General features: G+C 74.2%; 16 protein-coding genes. 10 read left to right on the top strand and 6 right to left on the bottom strand.

Features of this window, described 5'->3' with window-relative positions:
* Nucleotides 1-68: 68 nt before the first annotated feature.
* Both ACFXGI_RS10700 and ACFXGI_RS10695 read right to left on the bottom strand, forming a co-directional pair.
* Nucleotides 69-512: an SRPBCC family protein gene (locus tag ACFXGI_RS10700; protein ID WP_384705061.1), complete on the bottom strand. Its 444-nt coding sequence runs from the start codon at nt 510-512 to the stop codon at nt 69-71.
* 124 nt (nt 513-636) lie between these two features.
* Nucleotides 637-1,464 (bottom strand): methyltransferase domain-containing protein, encoded by an 828-nt coding sequence (locus ACFXGI_RS10695; protein WP_384705060.1) that lies wholly within the window; start codon nt 1,462-1,464, stop codon nt 637-639.
* 194 nt (nt 1,465-1,658) lie between these two features.
* On the opposite strand from ACFXGI_RS10695, the gene ACFXGI_RS10690 reads away from it, so the two are divergent.
* The 3 genes from ACFXGI_RS10690 to ACFXGI_RS10680 all read left to right on the top strand — a co-directional run bounded on the left by ACFXGI_RS10690 (nt 1,659) and on the right by ACFXGI_RS10680 (nt 4,857).
* Nucleotides 1,659-2,231 carry a TIGR03086 family metal-binding protein gene (locus tag ACFXGI_RS10690; protein WP_384705059.1) on the top strand — a complete coding sequence of 191 codons (573 nt, stop codon included), beginning with the start codon at nt 1,659-1,661 and terminating at the stop codon, nt 2,229-2,231.
* A gap of 62 nt (nt 2,232-2,293) precedes the next feature.
* Entirely contained in the window at nt 2,294-3,583 is a 1,290-nt protein-coding gene (locus ACFXGI_RS10685) for an aminotransferase class I/II-fold pyridoxal phosphate-dependent enzyme (RefSeq protein ID WP_384705058.1), read from the top strand.
* 44 nt (nt 3,584-3,627) lie between these two features.
* Nucleotides 3,628-4,857, top strand: coding sequence for an MBL fold metallo-hydrolase (locus tag ACFXGI_RS10680; RefSeq protein ID WP_384705057.1), 1,230 nt, complete (start codon nt 3,628-3,630; stop codon nt 4,855-4,857).
* A 36-nt stretch (nt 4,858-4,893) separates the two neighbouring features.
* Here ACFXGI_RS10680 and ACFXGI_RS10675 read toward each other — a convergent pair whose 3' ends face one another.
* Nucleotides 4,894-5,838, bottom strand: a complete 945-nt coding sequence (locus ACFXGI_RS10675) for an alpha/beta hydrolase family protein (protein ID WP_384705056.1) — start codon at nt 5,836-5,838, stop codon at nt 4,894-4,896.
* Nucleotides 5,839-6,020: 182 nt separating this feature from the next.
* Between ACFXGI_RS10675 and ACFXGI_RS10670 the strand changes: the two genes are divergently transcribed.
* Nucleotides 6,021-6,617, top strand: a complete 597-nt coding sequence (locus ACFXGI_RS10670; protein WP_384705055.1) for a TetR/AcrR family transcriptional regulator — start codon at nt 6,021-6,023, stop codon at nt 6,615-6,617.
* Nucleotides 6,618-6,637: 20 nt separating this feature from the next.
* Here the strand turns inward: ACFXGI_RS10670 and ACFXGI_RS10665 are convergent, their stop codons facing one another.
* Both ACFXGI_RS10665 and ACFXGI_RS10660 read right to left on the bottom strand, forming a co-directional pair.
* Complete coding sequence (locus tag ACFXGI_RS10665) at nt 6,638-7,249, bottom strand: DedA family protein (protein WP_384705125.1); 612 nt, start codon at nt 7,247-7,249, stop codon at nt 6,638-6,640.
* A gap of 47 nt (nt 7,250-7,296) precedes the next feature.
* On the bottom strand, nt 7,297-8,073 hold the full coding sequence (locus ACFXGI_RS10660) for an MBL fold metallo-hydrolase (protein WP_384705054.1): 777 nt from the start codon (nt 8,071-8,073) through the stop codon (nt 7,297-7,299).
* 139 nt (nt 8,074-8,212) lie between these two features.
* Between ACFXGI_RS10660 and ACFXGI_RS10655 the strand changes: the two genes are divergently transcribed.
* The 6 genes from ACFXGI_RS10655 to ACFXGI_RS10630 all read left to right on the top strand — a co-directional run bounded on the left by ACFXGI_RS10655 (nt 8,213) and on the right by ACFXGI_RS10630 (nt 16,260).
* A complete protein-coding gene (locus ACFXGI_RS10655; protein WP_384705053.1) occupies nt 8,213-8,617 on the top strand; it encodes a hypothetical protein in 405 nt (134 codons plus the stop codon).
* Between the two features lie 371 nt (nt 8,618-8,988).
* Entirely contained in the window at nt 8,989-11,202 is a 2,214-nt protein-coding gene (locus tag ACFXGI_RS10650) for a phage holin family protein (protein WP_384705052.1), read from the top strand.
* A gap of 76 nt (nt 11,203-11,278) precedes the next feature.
* Nucleotides 11,279-12,664 (top strand): amino acid permease, encoded by a 1,386-nt coding sequence (locus tag ACFXGI_RS10645; RefSeq protein ID WP_384705051.1) that lies wholly within the window; start codon nt 11,279-11,281, stop codon nt 12,662-12,664.
* Between the two features lie 74 nt (nt 12,665-12,738).
* Entirely contained in the window at nt 12,739-13,179 is a 441-nt protein-coding gene (locus ACFXGI_RS10640) for an SRPBCC family protein (protein WP_384705050.1), read from the top strand.
* A 95-nt stretch (nt 13,180-13,274) separates the two neighbouring features.
* The gene (locus ACFXGI_RS10635) at nt 13,275-14,336 is read left to right on the top strand and encodes an ATP-binding protein (RefSeq protein ID WP_384705049.1); all 1,062 of its coding nucleotides are present in this window, start codon (nt 13,275-13,277) and stop codon (nt 14,334-14,336) included.
* Between the two features lie 112 nt (nt 14,337-14,448).
* Nucleotides 14,449-16,260 (top strand): hypothetical protein, encoded by a 1,812-nt coding sequence (locus ACFXGI_RS10630; protein WP_384705048.1) that lies wholly within the window; start codon nt 14,449-14,451, stop codon nt 16,258-16,260.
* A 15-nt stretch (nt 16,261-16,275) separates the two neighbouring features.
* Here ACFXGI_RS10630 and ACFXGI_RS10625 read toward each other — a convergent pair whose 3' ends face one another.
* The gene (locus ACFXGI_RS10625; RefSeq protein WP_384705047.1) at nt 16,276-17,868 is read right to left on the bottom strand and encodes an RNA polymerase sigma factor; all 1,593 of its coding nucleotides are present in this window, start codon (nt 17,866-17,868) and stop codon (nt 16,276-16,278) included.
* Nucleotides 17,869-18,030 lie beyond the last annotated feature (162 nt).

The raw sequence follows: 18,030 nt of genomic DNA, 5'->3' as shown, positions 1-18,030 counted from the left end.
CAGGCGGTGCCGGCAGCAACGCCGACAGCAGTGCCGACAGCAGCGCCGGCCCGGGGCAACCGCCTTGCTCAGCCCTCGACTTCGGTGGCCAGGTTGTCCAGCAGGGTGTCGTAGATGCGGCCCAGGCCCTTGGGGGCGAAGGTGCGCTCGAAGAAGCCGCCGATGCCGCCGGCGCCGTTCCAGACGGTGGTGACCACGGTCTTGGACTCGCCCTCACCGGCCGGTGTGACGACCCAGGTGGTGACCATGGTGGAGTTGCGGTCCTTCTCCACGAGCTGGCCGTCGGTCGGCTCGGTGACTTCCAGCAGGCAGTCGCGTACGCGCTTGCTGGTGGCCTGGAGCTTCCAGTGGACGAGGGTGCCCTCGCCGTCGCCGCCCTCGCGCACCTCGTACTCGCTGAAGTGCTCGGGCAGCAGCTTCCCCCGGGTCCCGGTGTAGTCCGCCAGCGCGTCGAACACGGTCTCCGCGTCAGCCGCGATGATCCGCTCCGTGGTGGCCTCGACCTGCGCCATAGCTGTTCCTCCAGCAGTTGTGTCCGCTCGTCGCGGCAAGCCAACCACCTCCGGGTCAAGCGCCCAAATCCGGGGGCTCCCCCGCCCTCCTCGGCGCGCTCCGCGGCTTTGCGCCGGGGCGGGCTCAGGCCCGGGCCAGGATTTCTCCGTTCAGGACCGAGAACCAGGCGTCCGGGGAGGCGGCCCAGCGGTGCCAGGACTCGGCGACGGCGGTCAGGCCGGCCGGGGTCGCGTGGCCTTCGCGCGTCGCGAGGGAGGCGTAGGGCGAGGCCGTCGTACGGTCCGCCCACAGGGAGGACCACCACGCGGTCTCCTGCGGGGTGGCGTAGCACCAGGCCGTCGCCGACGAGGCCACCTGCGTGAAACCGGCCGCCCGCGCCCAGGACAGCAGGCGGCGCCCGGCGTCCGGTTCGCCGCCGTTCGCGCGGGCCACGCGGCGGTACAGGTCCAGCCAGTCGTCCAGGCCCGGCTCGGCCGGATACCAGGTCATCGCCGCGTAGTCCGCGTCCCGGACCGCCACGATGCCGCCCGGCCGGCACACCCGGCGCATCTCGCGCAGCGCCCGTACGGGGTCGCCGACGTGCTGGAGCACCTGGTGGGCGTGGACCACGTCGAAGGAGTCGTCCGCGAAGTCCAGTGCGTGGACGTCCGCGGTGGCGAAGGCGACCGCGTCGGTCAGGCCGCGCCCCGCCGCGTACTCCGCCGCCTGCTCCAGGACGTCCCGCGCCGCGTCGACCGCCGTCACCCGGCCGCCGGGCGCGACCAGTTCCGCCAGGTCCGCCGTGATGGTGCCCGGGCCGCAGCCCACGTCCAGCACCGACATCCCCGGCCGCAGCTCACCGATCAGGTAAGCCGCCGAGTTCGCCGCAGTGCGCCAGCGGTGCGAGCGCAGTACGGATTCGTGGTGCCCGTGCGTGTAGACGGCGGTTTCCTTCGTCTCCTCGGCACTCATGAGCCGACTCCTCCTCGTCGTCGAAGCGTTGTGATCACCGTAGGGGATTGGTTCGGTGGATGAGATATCTGTTTTGACATGTGGACAACACCCTTGTGGGGCAAGGGTGGTCTATGGGTCGGTGGCAGGGGGAGGGAGGGGCGAGGACAGTGGGCTCCAGAGATCCGGTCCCCTGGCAGAGGACGGTGAGAGCCATGCCGGACACGCTGCTCGAACAGCACGCCGAGGCCCTGCGGCTCTTCGGTGAGCGGGTGCGCGCCGTCGGGGACGGCCAATGGGGCGCCCCGACCCCCTGTACGGAATGGACCGTCCGCGACCTGGTCAACCACGTCACCGGAGAGCAGCTCTGGATCCCGCCGATGGTCACCGAGGGGCGGACCGTCGAGGAGATCGGCGACGCGTTCTCCGGCGACGTGCTCGGCGAGGACCCGGCCGCCGCCTGGGAGCGGGCGTCGGGCGCCGCGCACGCCGCGTTCACCGCGCCCGGGGCGCTGGACCGCACGGTCCGGCTCTCGTACGGACCGGCCCTGGGCCGGGCGTACTGCGCGGAGCTGACCGCCGACTGCGTCGTGCACGCCTGGGACCTTTCGCGGGGCGTCGGCGCCGACGACCGGCTGCCGGACGGTCTGGTCGAGTTCGCCCTCAAGGAGGTCATGCCGTACGCCGACGGGCTCGCGGCCAGCGGCATGTTCGCCGAGCCGTTGGACATACCGGCGGGCGCGAACGCCCAGACCCGGCTGCTGGCGCTGGTGGGCAGGAAGGGCTGAGCCCCTGCCGCCCGCCGGGGGACGACAACAGGCGTGCCCACGCGAATCGCCGTATAAAGGGCATGGCCGATCGGGTCGTCGGTACGGATACGGATACGGATACGGAACGGGGAAGGCGGGGCGAGGTGCCGGGGACGCAGCGCACGGCGGAGGGCCGCGGTCCGGTCCGCTACGGGCCGCCCGCGCCCCAGCCCGGCCTGCCCGTGCTCCCCGAGCTCACCGCCGTGATCGCCGCCGCCGCGGAGCGGTCCGCCCCGGAACCCCCGGGCGGCGGGGAGCCCGTACGCGAGGCCGCCTGCCGGCACTGGAGCCGACGCGGGCTGCCCACCGCGCCGGAGAACGTGGCCGCCGGGCCCGGCGCTCCCGCCCTGCTGCTGGCGCTGCTCGGCGCGTACGGCGGCGATGTGATGCTGCCCCGGCCGTGTCCCGCATGGTGGACCCCACAGGTCCGGCTGCTGGGGCGGCGGGCCTACCACGTGCCGACCCCGGCCGAGTGCGGTGGCATCCCGGATCCGTACGCCCTGCTGGAGACCGTACGGAGGGTGCGCGCCGAGGGAGGCGACCCGCGCGTGCTGCTGCTGTCCGTGGCCGACGACCCGACGGCGACCGTGCCCCCGCCCGAAATGCTGCGCGAGGCCTGCGAGGCCGCCGGGGACGCCGGGTTGTTCGTCGTCAGCGACGAGAGCTGGCGCGACACCGTCCACCGGCCGCACGACACCCTCGTCCTGAGCCCCGCCGAGATGCTGCCCGACCAGGCCGCCGTACTCCTCGACCTGTCCGGGGCGCTGCTGCCCGCCGGGTGGCCCGCGGCCGTGGTCCGCTTCCCCGGCACCCCGCGCGGCACCTGGCTGCGGGCCCGCACCCTCGACATCCTCACCGCGACCGGGGCCCTGGTGGCGGGCCCGGTCGCCGGGGCCGCGGCGTACGCGCTCGACGAACCGGACGCCGTCGCCGGGCGCGCCTACGCCGCAGCGGCGCTGCACGGGGTGGTGGCCGCGGCCGCCCACCGGGAGCTGCTGGCCGCCGGCGCGCTCGCCCGGCCGCCGCAGGCCGGGCGCCACCTGTACGCCGACCTGTCCCCGCTGCGCGCCGGACTGGCCCGGCACGGGGTCCGCGACGCGATGGAGCTGGAGGACTACCTGGGCGGCCGGCTCGGCGCGCCCACCCCGGGCGGGCAGCGCTTCGCCGACGAGCTGGGCGCGCTGCGGGTCCGCCTGTCGACGGGCCCGCTGCTCGGCGCCACCCCGCAGGAGCGGCTCGCCGCGCTCACCGCGCCCGACCCCCTCGGCCTCCCGCACGTACGGCGCTCCCTGGACCTGCTCGGATCGGTCCTTGCCGCACTGAGCTCATGACCTGACCGATACGAGCCCGCTGTGCGGTGAACGGAGAGCTCTTCATGAGGGATCGGACGGACACCCCCGCACCTCCGGGCCCCACGACCGCGGGCCCCACGACCGCGGACCTCGCGACCGCGGACCTCGCGGCAACGGCCCGCCGCGGTGCCGCGCCCCACCGCGGCACCGGGCCGCACCGCGAGGCCGCGCCCCACCGCGACACAGCGCCCCGCCTGACGCCCCGCCCCGTGTCCGGCCGCCCGGGCCCCGGCCCCGCCGGGCCGCGGCCGTTGGGGGAGGTGCGGAGCTGGCCGCGGTCCTTCGCCGACCGGCTGACCACCCCGCTGCCCGGGGTGCTGGCCTTCGCCCGGCTCGCGCGCGAGGGCGCGTTCCGGCCCGGCCCCGACGGGCTGCGCGGCATCCCCGACCTCCCGTACGCCCCCGCCCCGCTGCCCGTGGCCGGCCCCGGGACGCTCTGCGCCACCTGGGCGGGGCACGCCAGCTGGGTGCTGCGGATCGGCGGGCTGACCGTGCTGACCGACCCGGTCTGGTCACGGCGCATCCTCGGCACGCCGGCGCGGATGACCCCGGTCGGCGTGCGCTGGGAGGAACTGCCGCCGGTGGACGCGGTGGTGATCAGCCACAACCACTACGACCACCTGGACGCCCCCACCCTCAAGCGGCTGCCCCGGCACACCCCGCTCTTCGTCCCGGCCGGCCTGGCCCGCTGGTGCCGGCGCCGCGGCTTCAGCCGGGTGACCGAGCTCGACTGGTGGGAGTACGCCGAACTGGGCGGCGTACGCTTCGAGTTCGTCCCGGCGCATCACTGGTCGAAGCGGTCGTTGCTCGACACGTGCCGGACGCTGTGGGGCGGTTGGGTGCTCAGCGACGTGCGGGCCGGCGGGACGCCGGGGAAGGTGTACTTCGCGGGGGACACCGGGTACGGGCACTGGTTCGGGGAGATCGGGCGGCGCCATCCGGGGATCGACCTGGCGCTGCTGCCGATCGGGGCGTACGCGCCGAGGTGGTGGCTGAGGGATGTCCACGCCGACCCGGAGGAGGCCGTTCAGGCCTGCCGGGACGTGGGGGCGAGGAGGATGGCGCCGATGCACTGGGGCACGTTCGTACTGTCGGCGGAGCCGGTGACGGAACCGCTGGAGCGGGTCCGGGCGGCCTGGACCCGGGCCGGTCTGCCCCGGGAGGACCTCTGGGACCTTCCGATCGGCGGCTCGCGCGCGCTCCGGCCCGCCGGGGCCCGGCCGGGGGCGGGGGCCGGGGCCGCGGCGGGGTAGCCGGGGTGCTTTCCGGCCCGCGGCCGGCTCCGGTTCCTACTTGCTCCGCAGGGTCCCCAGCGGGTCGGGGTCGTTCTCCAGCGCGGTGACCGCCGTCTTCCAGCCGGTGTCCCCGGGGTCGAGGGCGCTGCGGAGGTAGGCCGTGGTGAGCTGCCGGAGCAGGGCGACGCGGGCGGGGCTCTCGTCGGTCGTCTCGGCGACCTCGGTGCCCGGGATGCCGCCGAGCGAGTGCTCGGCCCCGAACAGGGTGAGCAGGCTCTTGCCGGCCGGGCTGTGGGTGTACGGGTCGGTGAACCAGTCCGGCCCGCGGGTGGACAGCGCGGAGTCGTCCTTGTCGCCGGCGACGATGAGCGCCGGGGTGGTCATGGTGTCGAAGGACGGCTTCATGAAGGGCAGGTTCTCGGCGGCGAACGGGGTGAGGCTGTCGCCCAGACCGGGCAGGGCGAGCAGTACGCCCGCCTTGACGCGGGGGTCGGACATGTCCTCGCCGGGAACGCCGTCGGCGTCCAGGACCCGCGCGCCGAGCAGCGTGCTCGCGGTCTGGGCTCCCCAGGAGTGGCCCGCCACGGCGACGCGGCCGTGGTCGACGCGGCCGCCGAGACCGGGTACGGCGGCTTCCAGGACGTCGAGCCCGTCGAGTGCGAGCGTGAGGTCCTCGACGCGTATGCGCCAGATCCGCGGCGTACGGGGGTCCTCGTGTGGGATGGCGAGCGTCCGGGAGTCGAGGTGGGTGGGCTGGACGACCACGAAGCCCCGCGCGGCCCAGTGGTCGGCGAGCGGGGCGTAGCCGTTCATCGACCAGCCGAAGCCGTGCGAGAAGACGATGACGGGCAGATCACCGCCGGTGGCGGGGGCGCTGACGCGGACCTGGAGGTCCTCGCCGCGGCCGGCCGGGGCCGGCAGGAGGACCGGCTTGGCGGACACCACCGTGGTGGGGGCGTCCGCGCTCTGCCGGGCGTTCGCGGAGTTCGATTCGGACATGGGAGTGCCTTCCGTTCGGTTTCTGCGCGCTTTCGGTCAAAGGGGTCCGGCCCGTCGCCAACGGGGGCGGCCTGGTGGGCGGCCCCCCGGTCTGCCATCATGGCTGAACCGGAACCTTGTTCCGTTAACGATACGGAGCGTTGTTCCGTTTTTCAAGAGGCAGATCAGGGAAGGACGCCGCGATGGACGACAGCGGTCAGAACGCGGACGGCCCGGCCGCGTCCAAGCGCAAGGACGCCCGGCGCAACCAGCAGACCCTGCTGGACGCGGCCGCCGCGGTCTTCGCCACCTCGGGCGTCGAGGCGCCCGTACGGGACATCGCGGCCGAGGCCGGCGTCGGCATGGGCACGATCTACCGGCACTTCCCCACCCGGGCGGACCTCATCATCGCCGTCTACCGCCACCAGGTCGAGGCCTGCGCCGAGGCCGGACCGGCCCTCCTGGCGGCCGGCCCGACCCCGCACGCCGCCCTCGGGCGGTGGGTCCGGCTCTTCGTCGACTTCCTGGTCACCAAGCACGGGCTCGCGGCCGCGATGCAGGCCGACAACGCCGGTTTCGAGACGCTGCACGCCTACTTCCTCGACCGCCTCCTGCCGGTCTGCACCGAGCTCCTCGACGCCGCCGCCGCGGCGGGCGAGATCCGCTCCGACGTCAGCGCGTACCAGTTCATGCGCGGCGTCGGGAACCTCTGCATCGGCGCCGGGACCGACCCCCGCTACGACGCGCGCCGACTGGTCGAACTCCTCGTCGAGGGGCTCCGCCCGCCGCGCCGCCCCTGACGTCCGCGGGGCCGCAGGCCCTAACGGTTCCCGAGCCGGCGCCAGAGCGACGGGGCCACGCCGATCAGCAGGGTCACGGCGACCGCCAGCGCCACGCCCTTCCACGGCTCCGAGAACAGGGAGCCGCCCAGGATGCCGATCAGGCCGTACGTCGCCGCCCAGGCGAGGCAGGCCGGGGCGTCGCCGCGGGCGAAGCGGCGCAGCGGGAGCCGGGCCAGCAGGCAGGCCAGCATCACCGGGATCCGGCCCGCCGGGACCAGCCGGGAGACCACCAGGACCAGCACCCCGTTCTCGTCCAGCTTCCGCTGGGCCTGAGCGAGGCGCTCGGGCGTCGCCCGCCCCCGCAGCGCCTCCAGCCATCGCGAGCCGCCCCGGGACCGCACCCCGCGCTGCCCCAGCCAGTACAGAGCCATGTCCCCGGCGAACGCGGCCACCGCCGCCACCACGAACACCATCAGCACCCCGAACGGCAGCGACTGCTGATGGAACGCCACCACCGCCGCCGTGCTCACCAGTGCCCCCGTCGGGATCACCGGCACCAGCGCCCCCAGCGCCACCAGCAGGAACAGCGCCGGGTACCCCACCGCCTGCCGGCTCGTCTCCGGCGGCACCTGGCCGACCGCCGCCGCCACCGCGGCGCCGACCCCGTGCCCGAGTCCGTACCCGATCCCGTGCCCCGTCACGGCAGCCGGACCCGTTCGCCGTGGCCGGGCACCCGTACCGTCACCTTCGGCGCCAGCTGCCGGGCCCGCCGTACGAACTCCTCGCCCGGCGAGTGGAATTCGTGCGGCCGCACCGCGTCCAGCCCGATCGGCCAGTACGTCCCGTAGTGCACCGGAACCGCCGCCGCCGGTGCCAGCGCGGCCAGCGCCCGCGCCGCCCCGCCCGGATCGAGGTGCCCCGGCCCCAGGTACGGGCCCCAGCCGCCGACCGGCAGCAGGGCCACGTCCACCGGCCCGACCTCCGCCGCCATCGCCTCGAACAGCCCGGTGTCCCCTGCGAAGTACGTCCGCGCCGAGCCCTGGACCACGTACCCGAGCGCCGGCGCGAGACGCGGCCCGAACGGCAGCCGCCGCCCGTCGTGCCGCGCGCTGACCGCCCGGACCCGCACGCCCGCCCGCACGTCCACCTCGTCTCCCGGGACCACCTCCGTGACGGGCAGCCCCCGCACGGCCGCGACCCGCGCGAGCCCCGGCACGGCCCGGGGCGCCCCGCGCGGCACCAGCAGCCGGGTACCGGGCGCCAGCCGGGCCAGCGAGGGCAGGTGCAGGTGGTCGGCGTGCAGGTGCGACACCAGCACCACGTCCGCCTCGGCCGCCTCCGGCGGGGGCGGCGCCCCGCGCCGCCGCCGCAGATGCGCGAGCCGCCGGGCGAACAGCGGGTCCGTCAGCAGCCGCACCCCGGAGTCCTCGACCGTGCACGTGGCATGGCCCCACCAGGTGATTTCCACCGCCACCCGGCCTCCCCGTCGACTCGTGCGTCCCCGGCCCCTTGAAGCCTAGGGGGTGTCCGGGATCCTGCCCCCTTGATGCGCGTCGAACCGAAGGTGACAGCACCCTCCTCCCGGGCCGCGGATCGGAGTAGGGTCGGGCGGCATGGATGAGCTGCGCGTGGCCGCTATCGCCAGCCTGGCCCCGCTCGAGGATCTGGACACCGACCCCTTCGCCGTCGACACCCGCAGCCAGTACGCCATGTGCGCGCGCTGGGCGGCCGACCGGGGCTACGTCGTGACGAGGACGCTGCTCTTCTACGGGCTGCGCGCCAACCACTGCGGGCTCTGGTGCGACGTCGACGCCGGGCAGGTCGACCTGTTCGTCGCCCCCAACCATCGGGTCCTGGCCCGTGCGCTGCGCTCCGTCGAGGAGTTCACCGCCGAGTGCGAGCGGCGCGGCGTACGGCTGGAGACCGCAGGGCTCGCCGAGCCGCAGTACACCTCCGCCATGAAGGCCGAGGTGCACCGCCGCCTGTCCATGCCGACCGCCGGCTACGACGGCACCTAGGTCGTGTCGTCAAAGTCCCGTCTGGCCGGCGGGGCCTGGCACGCACGCTCGCCGCGTCGTCGTCGGTCATCGACGTCCCCCAGCTACCGCTGGGAGGTGCCCCCACCGCGTCGATTCCCTCCTCCGCCTTGCGATCGCACGCACCAGGCCCCGCCGGCCCCGCCCTCCCGGGCGGCCGACGCCACTTTGACGACACTCCCTGGCCAGGCGCTTCCCGGGCCGGGCTCGGCCGCGAGCTCCCGGCCGGCGCCGTTCGCACCTCCGTGCGCCACCCCTGGCCCCCGGCCGTGTCGGCCGCGCTGTGCGACGCTGGAGGGTGCGGCCGGGACCGCGGGCGGGGCGCGGATCCGGGGGACACGAGGCGGTACGGCGTGCGGCGAGGACGGTGGAGGACCGCGGGCAGCGCCCTGGTGCGGGTGATCCTCGTCTGGGCGGTGTCCACCCTCACGATGCTCGCGCTCGCCGGCATCCTCCCCGACTTCCGGCTCCAGTCCGGCGACGGCGACAGCGTCACCGAGATCGGGCTGACCGCCGCCTGGGGCGCCGGGGCCTTCGGCCTGCTGAGCGCACTGGTGTGGCCGGTGCTGGTCCGGGCGCTGCTGCTGGTGCCCGCCCTCCTGCTCGGCCTGCTCGTCTTCTTCCTCAACGGCTCGCTGCTGCTGCTCGCCCTCAGCCTGATCCCCTCCGGCCGCGGCGAGGTCGCCCCGGAGACCGCCGTGGTGGTGGCCGCCGTGATGTCCGCCGTCGCCTCCGCGACCTCGACCGCCCTCGCCGTACGCGACGACGAGGCGTACCGGCGCCGGCTCCACCGGCTCGCCGACCGGCGCCGCCGGCGCACCCGGCTCAAGGGCGCGCCCGGCGCCGGCCCGAGCGCCCCCGGCCTGGTCTTCCTCCAGCTCGACGGCGTCGGGTACGGGACGCTGCGCCACGCGGCGGGCAGCGCTCTGATGCCCACGGTGGCGGGCTGGCTGGACGGCAGCCACCACATCACGCCCTGGCGCACCGACTGGTCCAGCCAGACCGGCGCCAGCCAGCTCGGCATCCTGCACGGCTCCAACCACGACGTGCCCGCCTTCCGCTGGTACGAGAAGGACACCGGCGAGGTGGTGGTCTGCAACCGGCCGACCAGCGCCGCCGAACTCCAGCGCCGGGCCGTCGCGCGCACCGGCGACGGCGGGCTGCTGACCCTCGACGGGGCGAGCCGGGGCAACCTCTTCAGCGGCGGCGCCGACCAGCTGGCCCTCGTCCTGTCGGTCTCGGCGCGGCGGGGCCGGGCGAACCGTTCCCGAGCGGGCTACTTCGCGTACTTCTGCGACCCGGCCAACGCCGTCCGCACCGCGCTGTCCTTCGTCGCCGAGGTCGCCCGGGAGATCGGCCAGTCGCTGCGGGCCCGGCTGCGCGAAGAGCGGCCGCGGGTGGCCCGCGGCGGGCTGTACCCGCTGATCCGCGCCTTCGCGACGGTGGTCGAACGGGACGTCGTCGTCGCGGCGGTGATCGGCGACATGCTCGCGGGGCGCGCCGCGATCTACGCCGACCTCGTCGCCTACGACGAGGTCGCCCACCACTCGGGGCCGCACGGCCGGGACACCGACCGGGTGCTGGCCCGGCTCGACCGCAGCCTCGCGCTGATCGCCCGCGTGGCCGAGCACGCACCCCGGGAGTACCGGATCGTGCTGCTCTCGGACCACGGCCAGAGCCCGGGGGAGACCTTCCTGGGCCGGTACGGGCTGACCCTGAAGGACCTGGTCCGCGCGGGCTGCGGACTGCCGGTCTCGCGCCGGGCCGGCCGCACCCGCAGCGGCGCCGAGGCCCGCGCGGCGGTGCGCGCGGCCCTGCACAGGCCGGTGGAGGAGGGTGAGCAGGCCCACCCGGAGCGGGGTCCGGACCCGGTGGTGCTGGCCTCGGGCAACCTCGGGCTGATCTCCTTCCCGGACGTACGGGGACGGGCCTCGCGGGAGCGGATCGAGCGGGCGCACCCGGCCCTGCTGGCGACCTTGGCCAACCACCCGGGCATCGGGTTCCTGCTGGTGGACGGGGAGGTGCTGGGCCCGGGAGGGGCGGTGGCCCGCCTCGACGAGCCCGGTGCGGCGCAGGAGCTGCTGGCCCGGTTCGGGCCCGGCGCGGAGCAGGCGGTCCGGCGGACCGACGCCTTCCCGCACGTGGCCGACGTCATGGTGAACTCGTCGTACGACCCGCTCGCGGGGTCGGTGCACGCCTTCGAGGAGCAGATCGGCTCGCACGGCGGCCTGGGCGGGGAGCAGGGGCGCCCGTTCCTGATGTGGCCGACGGAGCTGTCGGAGCCGGAGCCGGGCCTGGTGGGCGCGGAGGCGGTGCACGAGGTGCTGCGGCGCTGGCTACGGGAGGCGGACGGCCCCCAGGTGCCGGTCGATCCGCCGGTGGGCGAGGCAGCGGTGGGTGAGGCAGCGATGGGTGAGGCAGCGATGGGTGAGGCGGCGATGGGCGAGGCGCAGGCGGGCGAGGCGGCGGCCCCAGGGGCGCAGCCGGTGGAGGAACCCCCGTCCGGGGGCGGAAACGGCGGAAGCCTTCCTTCCGCAAGGGTGTCCGCACGGGACGAAATCCGCTGATTTTGTGGCGCCTTCGCGGTGGTCAACCATGTGTTGACCCTGCCCAGCATGTGAGACATCCAGAGGCGCACCACCGATGACCAGCACCGCAACCCTGCCTGCCGAGGCCGCCGCACCCCCCGAGCAGGGCCGCGACCCCCACGCGCGCCGCTTCGGCCTGCCGATCGCGACCTGCCTGGTCATGGGCAACATCATCGGCGGCGGGATCTTCCTGCTGCCCGCCTCGGTGGCACCCTTCGGCACGATCAGCCTCGTCGCCTTCGGCGTGCTCACCGCCGGTGCGATAGCCCTCGCCCTGGTCTTCGGCCGGCTCGCGCAGCGGCTCCCGCAGACCGGTGGTCCGTACGTCTACGCCCGCGCCGCGTTCGGCGACTTCGCCGGGTTCCTCGCGGCCTGGAGCTACTGGATCACCGCCTGGGTCTCGAACGCGGCCCTCGCGGTGGCGGCCGTCGGCTACCTCACCGTGCTCTTCCCGGCCATCGGCGGGCACAAGGCGGCGATGTGCCTGGCCGCCCTCGCCGTGCAGTGGCTCCCCGCGCTCGCCAACCTGGCCGGCACCCGCTACGTCGGCGCCGTCCAACTGGTGGCCACCGTGCTGAAGTTCGCCCCGCTGCTGCTGGTCGCCGTCGGCGGGCTGTTCTTCTTCGACCCGGCCAACCTCGGCCCCTTCCAGGCCACGGGCCAGAGCCCCGTCGGCGCGGTCTCCGCCGCCGCGGCGATCCTGCTCTTCAGCTACCTCGGCGTCGAGTCGGCCGCCGTCAGCGCGGGCGAGGTCCGCGACCCGGCCCGCAACGTCGGCCGGGCCACCATCCTCGGCACCGCCGGCGCGGCCGCCGTCTACCTGCTGGGCACCCTCTCCGTCTTCGGCCTGGTACCCCACGACGAGCTGGCCGCCTCCGAGGCCCCCTTCACCGACGCCGTCAACGCGATGTTCGGCGGCACCTGGGGCGGCACGCTCGTCGCCTGCGCGGCCGTGATCTCGATGCTCGGCGCCCTCAACGGCTGGACCCTGCTCAGCGCGCAGACCCCGTACGCCGCCGCCCGCGACGGGCTCTTCCCGAAGGTCTTCGAGACGAAGAAGCGGGGCGTCCCGGTGGTCGGCGTGCTCGTCACCGTCGTCCTGGCCTCCTGCCTGACGGTCTACAACTACACGGCCGGCTCGGACGGGGTCTTCGAGATCCTCGTCCTGGTCACCACCTTCACGGCGACCGTCCCGTACCTGCTCTCGACCGCCGCGCAGATCTACTTCCTGCTCTCCGGGCAGTCCGAGCGCGTCCACCGCGGCCGCCTGGTCCGCGACGGGGTCCTCGCGGGTCTGGCCTTCGGCTTCTCGATGTGGCTGGTCGCCGGCTCCGGCTACGCGGCCGTCTACCAGGGCGTGCTGTTCCTCTTCGCCGGCGTCCTCGTCTACGCGGCGATGTCCGCCCGCAAGCACCGGGCCGGACACCGGGCCGCCGCCTGACCTGCGCGGTAGCGTGGAACGAGAGCGATCGAAAGGAAACGACGAGGACACGCAGGGGGCAGTAAGGGGTCGCCATGTCCGCGATCAGAGAGAGCATCGACATTTCCCGCAGTCCCGAAGACGTCTTCGACTACGTCACGGACCCCACGCACCTGCCGGAGTGGCAGGACAGTGCCGTCTCCGCCCGCCCGCTCGACGGCGCACCCGTCCACGTCGGTTCGAAGGTCGTCGTCACCCGGCGCATGGGCAAGCGGGAGTTCCCGATGACCATGCAGGTCACGGAGCTCGACCGGCCGCGCAGCTGGCACATCCAAGGGCTCGGCGGACCCGTGCGCGGCGATGTGCGCGGCACCATCGAGTCCCTCGACGGCGGCAAGCGCTCGCGCGTGACCCTGGACCTCGACTTCGAGGGCCACGGCATCGGCAAGGTCATCGCCCCGCTCGTGGTCAAGCCGTACGCCCGCAAGGAGATGCCGCGCAACGAGGAGAAGCTGAAGCACCTCCTGGAGAACTGAGGCCGGCACCGGCCCGCGAAAAACCGGGTGCTTCGGGGTACGGGGTGCGCCCACACTGGGCGCGCCACGTACCCCACCCCTGAGGACAGCTTCTCGTGCAGGCCGCCGTGACCGTCACCCCCGCCCAGATCCCCGAACTGCTGCTGGGCCTCGCCACCGTGCGGCCCGTGTTCCTCTGGGGGGCACCCGGAATCGGCAAGTCCTCGCTGGTGAGGAAGTTCGCCGACTCGCTCGGCCTGGAGTGCGTCAGCCTGCTCGGCACGCAGCTCGCGCCCGAGGACCTGATCGGCGTACCGCAGATCCGCGACGGCCGTTCCGTGTTCTGCCCGCCCGAGGCCATCGCCCGCGACGAGCCGTACTGCCTGTTCCTCGACGAGCTCAACGCCGCGACCCCGGACGTCCAGAAGGCCTTCTACTCCCTCATCCTCGACCGCCGGATCGGCAGTTACGAGCTCCCCGCCGGCTCCATCGTCATCGGCGCCGGCAACCGGGCCACCGACAACGCGCTGGCCCGGCCCATCGCCTCCGCGCTGGTCAACCGGCTCACCCACGTGCACCTCCGGGCCTCCGCGGCCGACTGGCTGGTGTGGGCCGGGGAGAACGGCATCCACCCCTGGATCACCGATCACCTCACGGACCGCCCCGACCACCTGTGGTCCGCGCCGCCCAAGACCGAGGAGCCCTTCTCCACCCCGCGCTCCTGGCACGTGCTCTCCGACGCCCTGCACTCCTTCGGGCCGGACCTGGACGAGCAGACCCTCAAGATCGTCGCGCACGGCACCCTCACCCCCGCGCACGCCGTCTCCTTCTGCGGCTACGCCAAGATCGTCCGACACGCCTTCGGCATCGAGGCGATCATCAAGGGCGACGCTTCCTGGCCCACCCGCCCCGCCGACCGCGATCTGCTCTACTACCTCGCCGAGGCTTTCCGCGGCCGCCTGGTCAAGGAGCTCCCGGAGCGCAAGGAGCACGTCTCGCCCGCCGTCCGGCAGACCGCCTACCGCGCGAAGTCCCTGCTCGTACAGCTCGCCGAGATCTCCGTGGAGGTCGCCCAGACCGTCATCGCCGACGACGCCGACGGCCTGCCGGTGCTGCCCGCCTGGTTCCTGGTCGAGGCCGCCCGCGACATGCCGCGACTCGTCGCGGCCCGCCGGTGAGCGCCGCCGCGCGCCCTGGCGAGGGCGCCCGTACGACGAGCCGTGCCCGCGCCCGTACGACGGCCACCGTCCGCGCCCGTACGGCGGCCCCCGCGCGCCGGGAGGCCGCCGCGTGAGCCGGACCTCGCGGAAGAAGGACGCCGCGCCCGACCCGGCCACCCAGGCCTTCGCCGAGGGCCTCGCCCTGGTCAAGCGGAACCCTGCCCTCGGCGCCCTCGACGGCAGCATCTGCCGGCAGGCCGACTGCCGGGCCGCCCCGGCCGCGGGACTGGCCTCCGTCACCTCCAACGGCACCGTCCACGTCCACCCCACGCGGCGTGCCGAACCCCTGGAGTGGGCGTGGGCCATCGCCCACGCCCTGCTCCACCTCGGCTTCGGCCACGTCCCCGCCGCAGCGGAGGCGGAGCGCCCGCAGCCCGGCCCGGCCGAGCTCGCCGCCCGCTGCGTCGTCGTCAACCGCTTCCTGCAGACGTTCCCCATCGGCCGGGCCCCCGACCACCTCCCCGCCGAGTACCCCGGTGGCGACGAGGAACTGCTCGCCGCCCGCTGGCGCCGTGACGGCGTCCCCGCCGCGTACGCACACTGCGGCACCGCCGGTCCCCACCCCGACCAGCTCCTGGTCACCTGGCACGGCGGGGAGCACGACAAGGCCCCCGACTGGGAGACCTCCTTCGCGCACGCCCTGACGCGCAGCGTCTCCGCCGCCATGGACGTGGCCGGCGGCCGCCGCGACCGGGTCACCGGGGAGCGGGTCCGCCCGCGCCCGTGGGACCGCGCCCTGAACTGGTTCGTCTCCTCGTACCCGCTGCTCGGCGGGCTCGCCGCCGGCCTGCGGATCGTCGCCGACGCCGAGCTCGCCCGCGCCGAGGGCATCGCCGTCGCCGCCGTCAGCGCGAGCGCCGGGGAGATCTACGTCAACCCGCTGCGCGGCTTCACCGACGCCGAATGGCGCTTCATCCTGGCCCACGAGATGCTGCACGCCGCCCTGCGCCACGGCGAGCGGCGCGGGGCCCGCGACCCGTACCTGCACAACGTGGCCGCCGACTACGTGGTCAACGGCTGGCTGGTGGAGATGGGTGTCGGCGAGATGCCCGAGGGGTTGCTGTACGACCCGGAGCTGAAGGACCTCTCCGTCGAGGAGGTCTACGACCGGATCGCCACCGACCTGCGCCGCCGGCGCCGGCTGTCGACCCTGCGCGGCAAGGGGCTCGGGGACATCCTGGGCGAGCCGCTGACCCACTCGGGGAGCGGTCCGTACACCGACCTGGACGAGTTCTACCGGCGCGGCCTGCTCCAGGGCTTCGACCTGCACGGGTACGGGGAGCGCGGGCTGCTGCCCGCCGGGCTGGTCCAGGAGATCCGGGCGCTGGCGCACCCGCCCGTGCCCTGGGACGCCCGGCTCGCCCGCTGGTTCGACGAGTACGTGCCGCGCCCGGAGCCCGTACGTTCCTACGCCCGTCCGGCGCGCCGCCAGGCCTCCACCCCGGACATCCCCCGGGCGGGCCGGTACTTCCCGCCCGAGGAGACCGCCCGCTGCACCTTCGGCGTGGTCCTCGACACCTCGGGGTCGATGCCCGCCGCCCTGCTCGGCAAGGCGCTGGGCGCCATCGCCTCGTACGCGGAAGCCCGCGACGTACCGGCGGCACGCGTCGTGTTCTGCGACGCGGCGCCTTACGACGCGGGCTATCTGCCCCCGACCGAGATCGCGGGGCGGGTGAAGGTACGCGGGCGGGGCGGGACCGAGCTCCAGCCCGGCATCGACCTGCTCCAGCGCGCGGAGGACTTCCCTCCGCAGGCGCCGGTGCTGGTGATCACGGACGGGTGGTGCGACACCCTGCGGATCCGGCGCGAGCACGCCTATCTGGTTCCGCAGGGTGCCACCCTGCCGTTCACGCCCCGCGGGCCGGTCTTCCGACTGGCCTGAGGGGCGCGGGCCGGCTCAGTCGAGGTAGTCGCGCAGGACCTGCGAACGCGACGGGTGGCGCAGCTTCGACATGGTCTTGGACTCGATCTGGCGGATGCGCTCACGGGTGACCCCGTACACGCGACCGATCTCGTCCAGGGTCTTCGGCTGGCCGTCGTTCAGGCCGTAACGCATGGAGACGACGCCCGCCTCACGCTCCGAGAGCGTGCCCAGGATCGACTGCAGCTGCTCCTGGAGGAACGTGAACGACACGGCGTCGGCCGGCACGACCGCCTCGGAGTCCTCGATGAGGTCACCGAACTCGCTGTCGCCCTCCTCACCCAGCGGGGTGTGCAGGGAGATCGGCTCGCGGCCGTACTTCTGGACCTCGATGACCTTCTCGGGGGTCATGTCGAGTTCCTTGCCCAGCTCCTCCGGGGTGGGCTCGCGGCCCAGGTCCTGGAGCATCTGGCGCTGCACACGGGCGAGCTTGTTGATGATCTCGACCATGTGGACGGGGATGCGGATCGTGCGCGACTGGTCGGCCATGGCACGCGTGATCGCCTGCCGGATCCACCAGGTCGCGTACGTGGAGAACTTGAAGCCCTTGGTGTAGTCGAACTTCTCCACGGCGCGGATCAGACCGACGTTGCCCTCCTGGATCAGGTCCAGGAAGAGCATGCCGCGGCCGGTGTAGCGCTTGGCCAGGGAGACCACGAGGCGGAGGTTGGCCTCCAGCAGGTGGTTCTTGGCGCGGCGGCCGTCCTCGACGAGGATCTCCAGCTCGCGCTTGAACGCGGGCTTGTGGTCCTCCTCCTCTTCGAGCTTGTACTCGGAGAAGAGACCCGCCTCGATGCGCTTGGCGAGCTCGACCTCCTGCTCGGCGTTGAGGAGCGGCACCTTGCCGATCAGCTTCAGGTAGTCCTTGACGGGGTCGGCGGTGGCACCGGCCACCATGACCGTCTGCGCCGGGGCGTCGTCCTCGTCGTCGTCGGACAGGACGAAGCCCTGGGCGCCGCCGGCCTTGGGGGCCTCTTCCTCGGCCTCGTCGGCGAGGTCCTCGGCGGCCCAGTCCTCGCCCTCGGCGGCCGGGGTCTCGCCCTCGTCCGAGTCCTTGGCACTGGTCTTCTTGGCCGCGGCGGCGGTCTTCTTCACCGCGGTCTTCTTCGCGGCGGTCTTCTTGACCGTCCGCTTCTTCGGCTCGGCGGCGGCGTCGGCCGTCACCTCGTCCTCGGTGGCCGCGGCCGACGAAGCGGATATCGCCGCCGCGGTGGCCGGGGCCGCGCTGGTGGCCGAGGCCTTGCGCGCACCGATGGGGCGCGGCGCGGCGGCCGCCTTCTTCGTCACGGTGCGGGCAGGCGCGGCGGCCGCCTTGCGGGGCTTCTTCGCGGCAGCCTTCGTGGCGGGGGCGGCGCTGACGTGCAGCGCGACACCCTCCTCGTCCAGGACCTGGTTCAGGCTGCGCAGGACCCGCTTCCACTGGTCCACCGGGATGCGGCCGGCCTCGAAGGCCTGGCGCACGTCGTCACCGTTGATGTGACCCTGCTCGCGGCCGCGCTCGACGAGCGTGACGAGGGCCTCCGATTCGGCGATCTCCGGAGGGAACGTACGGGACGGGCTGAGCGACACAAGGAGCCTCTCGTTGCGAACAGATAGGGAGTGGGCGGGACATCATCGCGCGGACTCGGGAAACAGACCCGAGGGGGGTCTGTATTCCGGGGCCGCGCGAGGACACCTGTCGGTTCATCGCATGCCCGAGTCGATTCGTTACGCGCTGAATTGAGTGACCTG

Origin of the sequence: Streptomyces sp. NPDC059355, assembly GCF_042752335.1 — a bacterium.
Lineage (GTDB): Bacteria > Actinomycetota > Actinomycetes > Streptomycetales > Streptomycetaceae > Streptomyces.
The sequence above is the reverse complement of the archived record's forward strand: the minus strand, read 5'-3'. Positions and strand labels throughout refer to the sequence as shown.

What these genes read in the sequence shown, in the direction of transcription:
- ACFXGI_RS10655 (WP_384705053.1), top strand. Translation starts at nt 8,213, where the DNA reads ATGGATGAGCTGCGCGTGGCCGCTATCGCCAGCCTGGCCCCGCTCGAG.
- ACFXGI_RS10685 (WP_384705058.1), top strand. Translation starts at nt 2,294, where the DNA reads ATGGCCGATCGGGTCGTCGGTACGGATACGGATACGGATACGGAACGG.
- ACFXGI_RS10700 (WP_384705061.1), bottom strand. Translation starts at nt 512, where the DNA reads ATGGCGCAGGTCGAGGCCACCACGGAGCGGATCATCGCGGCTGACGCG.
- ACFXGI_RS10675 (WP_384705056.1), bottom strand. Translation starts at nt 5,838, where the DNA reads ATGTCCGAATCGAACTCCGCGAACGCCCGGCAGAGCGCGGACGCCCCC.
- ACFXGI_RS10645 (WP_384705051.1), top strand. Translation starts at nt 11,279, where the DNA reads ATGACCAGCACCGCAACCCTGCCTGCCGAGGCCGCCGCACCCCCCGAG.
- ACFXGI_RS10640 (WP_384705050.1), top strand. Translation starts at nt 12,739, where the DNA reads ATGTCCGCGATCAGAGAGAGCATCGACATTTCCCGCAGTCCCGAAGAC.
- ACFXGI_RS10670 (WP_384705055.1), top strand. Translation starts at nt 6,021, where the DNA reads ATGGACGACAGCGGTCAGAACGCGGACGGCCCGGCCGCGTCCAAGCGC.
- ACFXGI_RS10695 (WP_384705060.1), bottom strand. Translation starts at nt 1,464, where the DNA reads ATGAGTGCCGAGGAGACGAAGGAAACCGCCGTCTACACGCACGGGCAC.
- ACFXGI_RS10680 (WP_384705057.1), top strand. Translation starts at nt 3,628, where the DNA reads ATGAGGGATCGGACGGACACCCCCGCACCTCCGGGCCCCACGACCGCG.
- ACFXGI_RS10690 (WP_384705059.1), top strand. Translation starts at nt 1,659, where the DNA reads ATGCCGGACACGCTGCTCGAACAGCACGCCGAGGCCCTGCGGCTCTTC.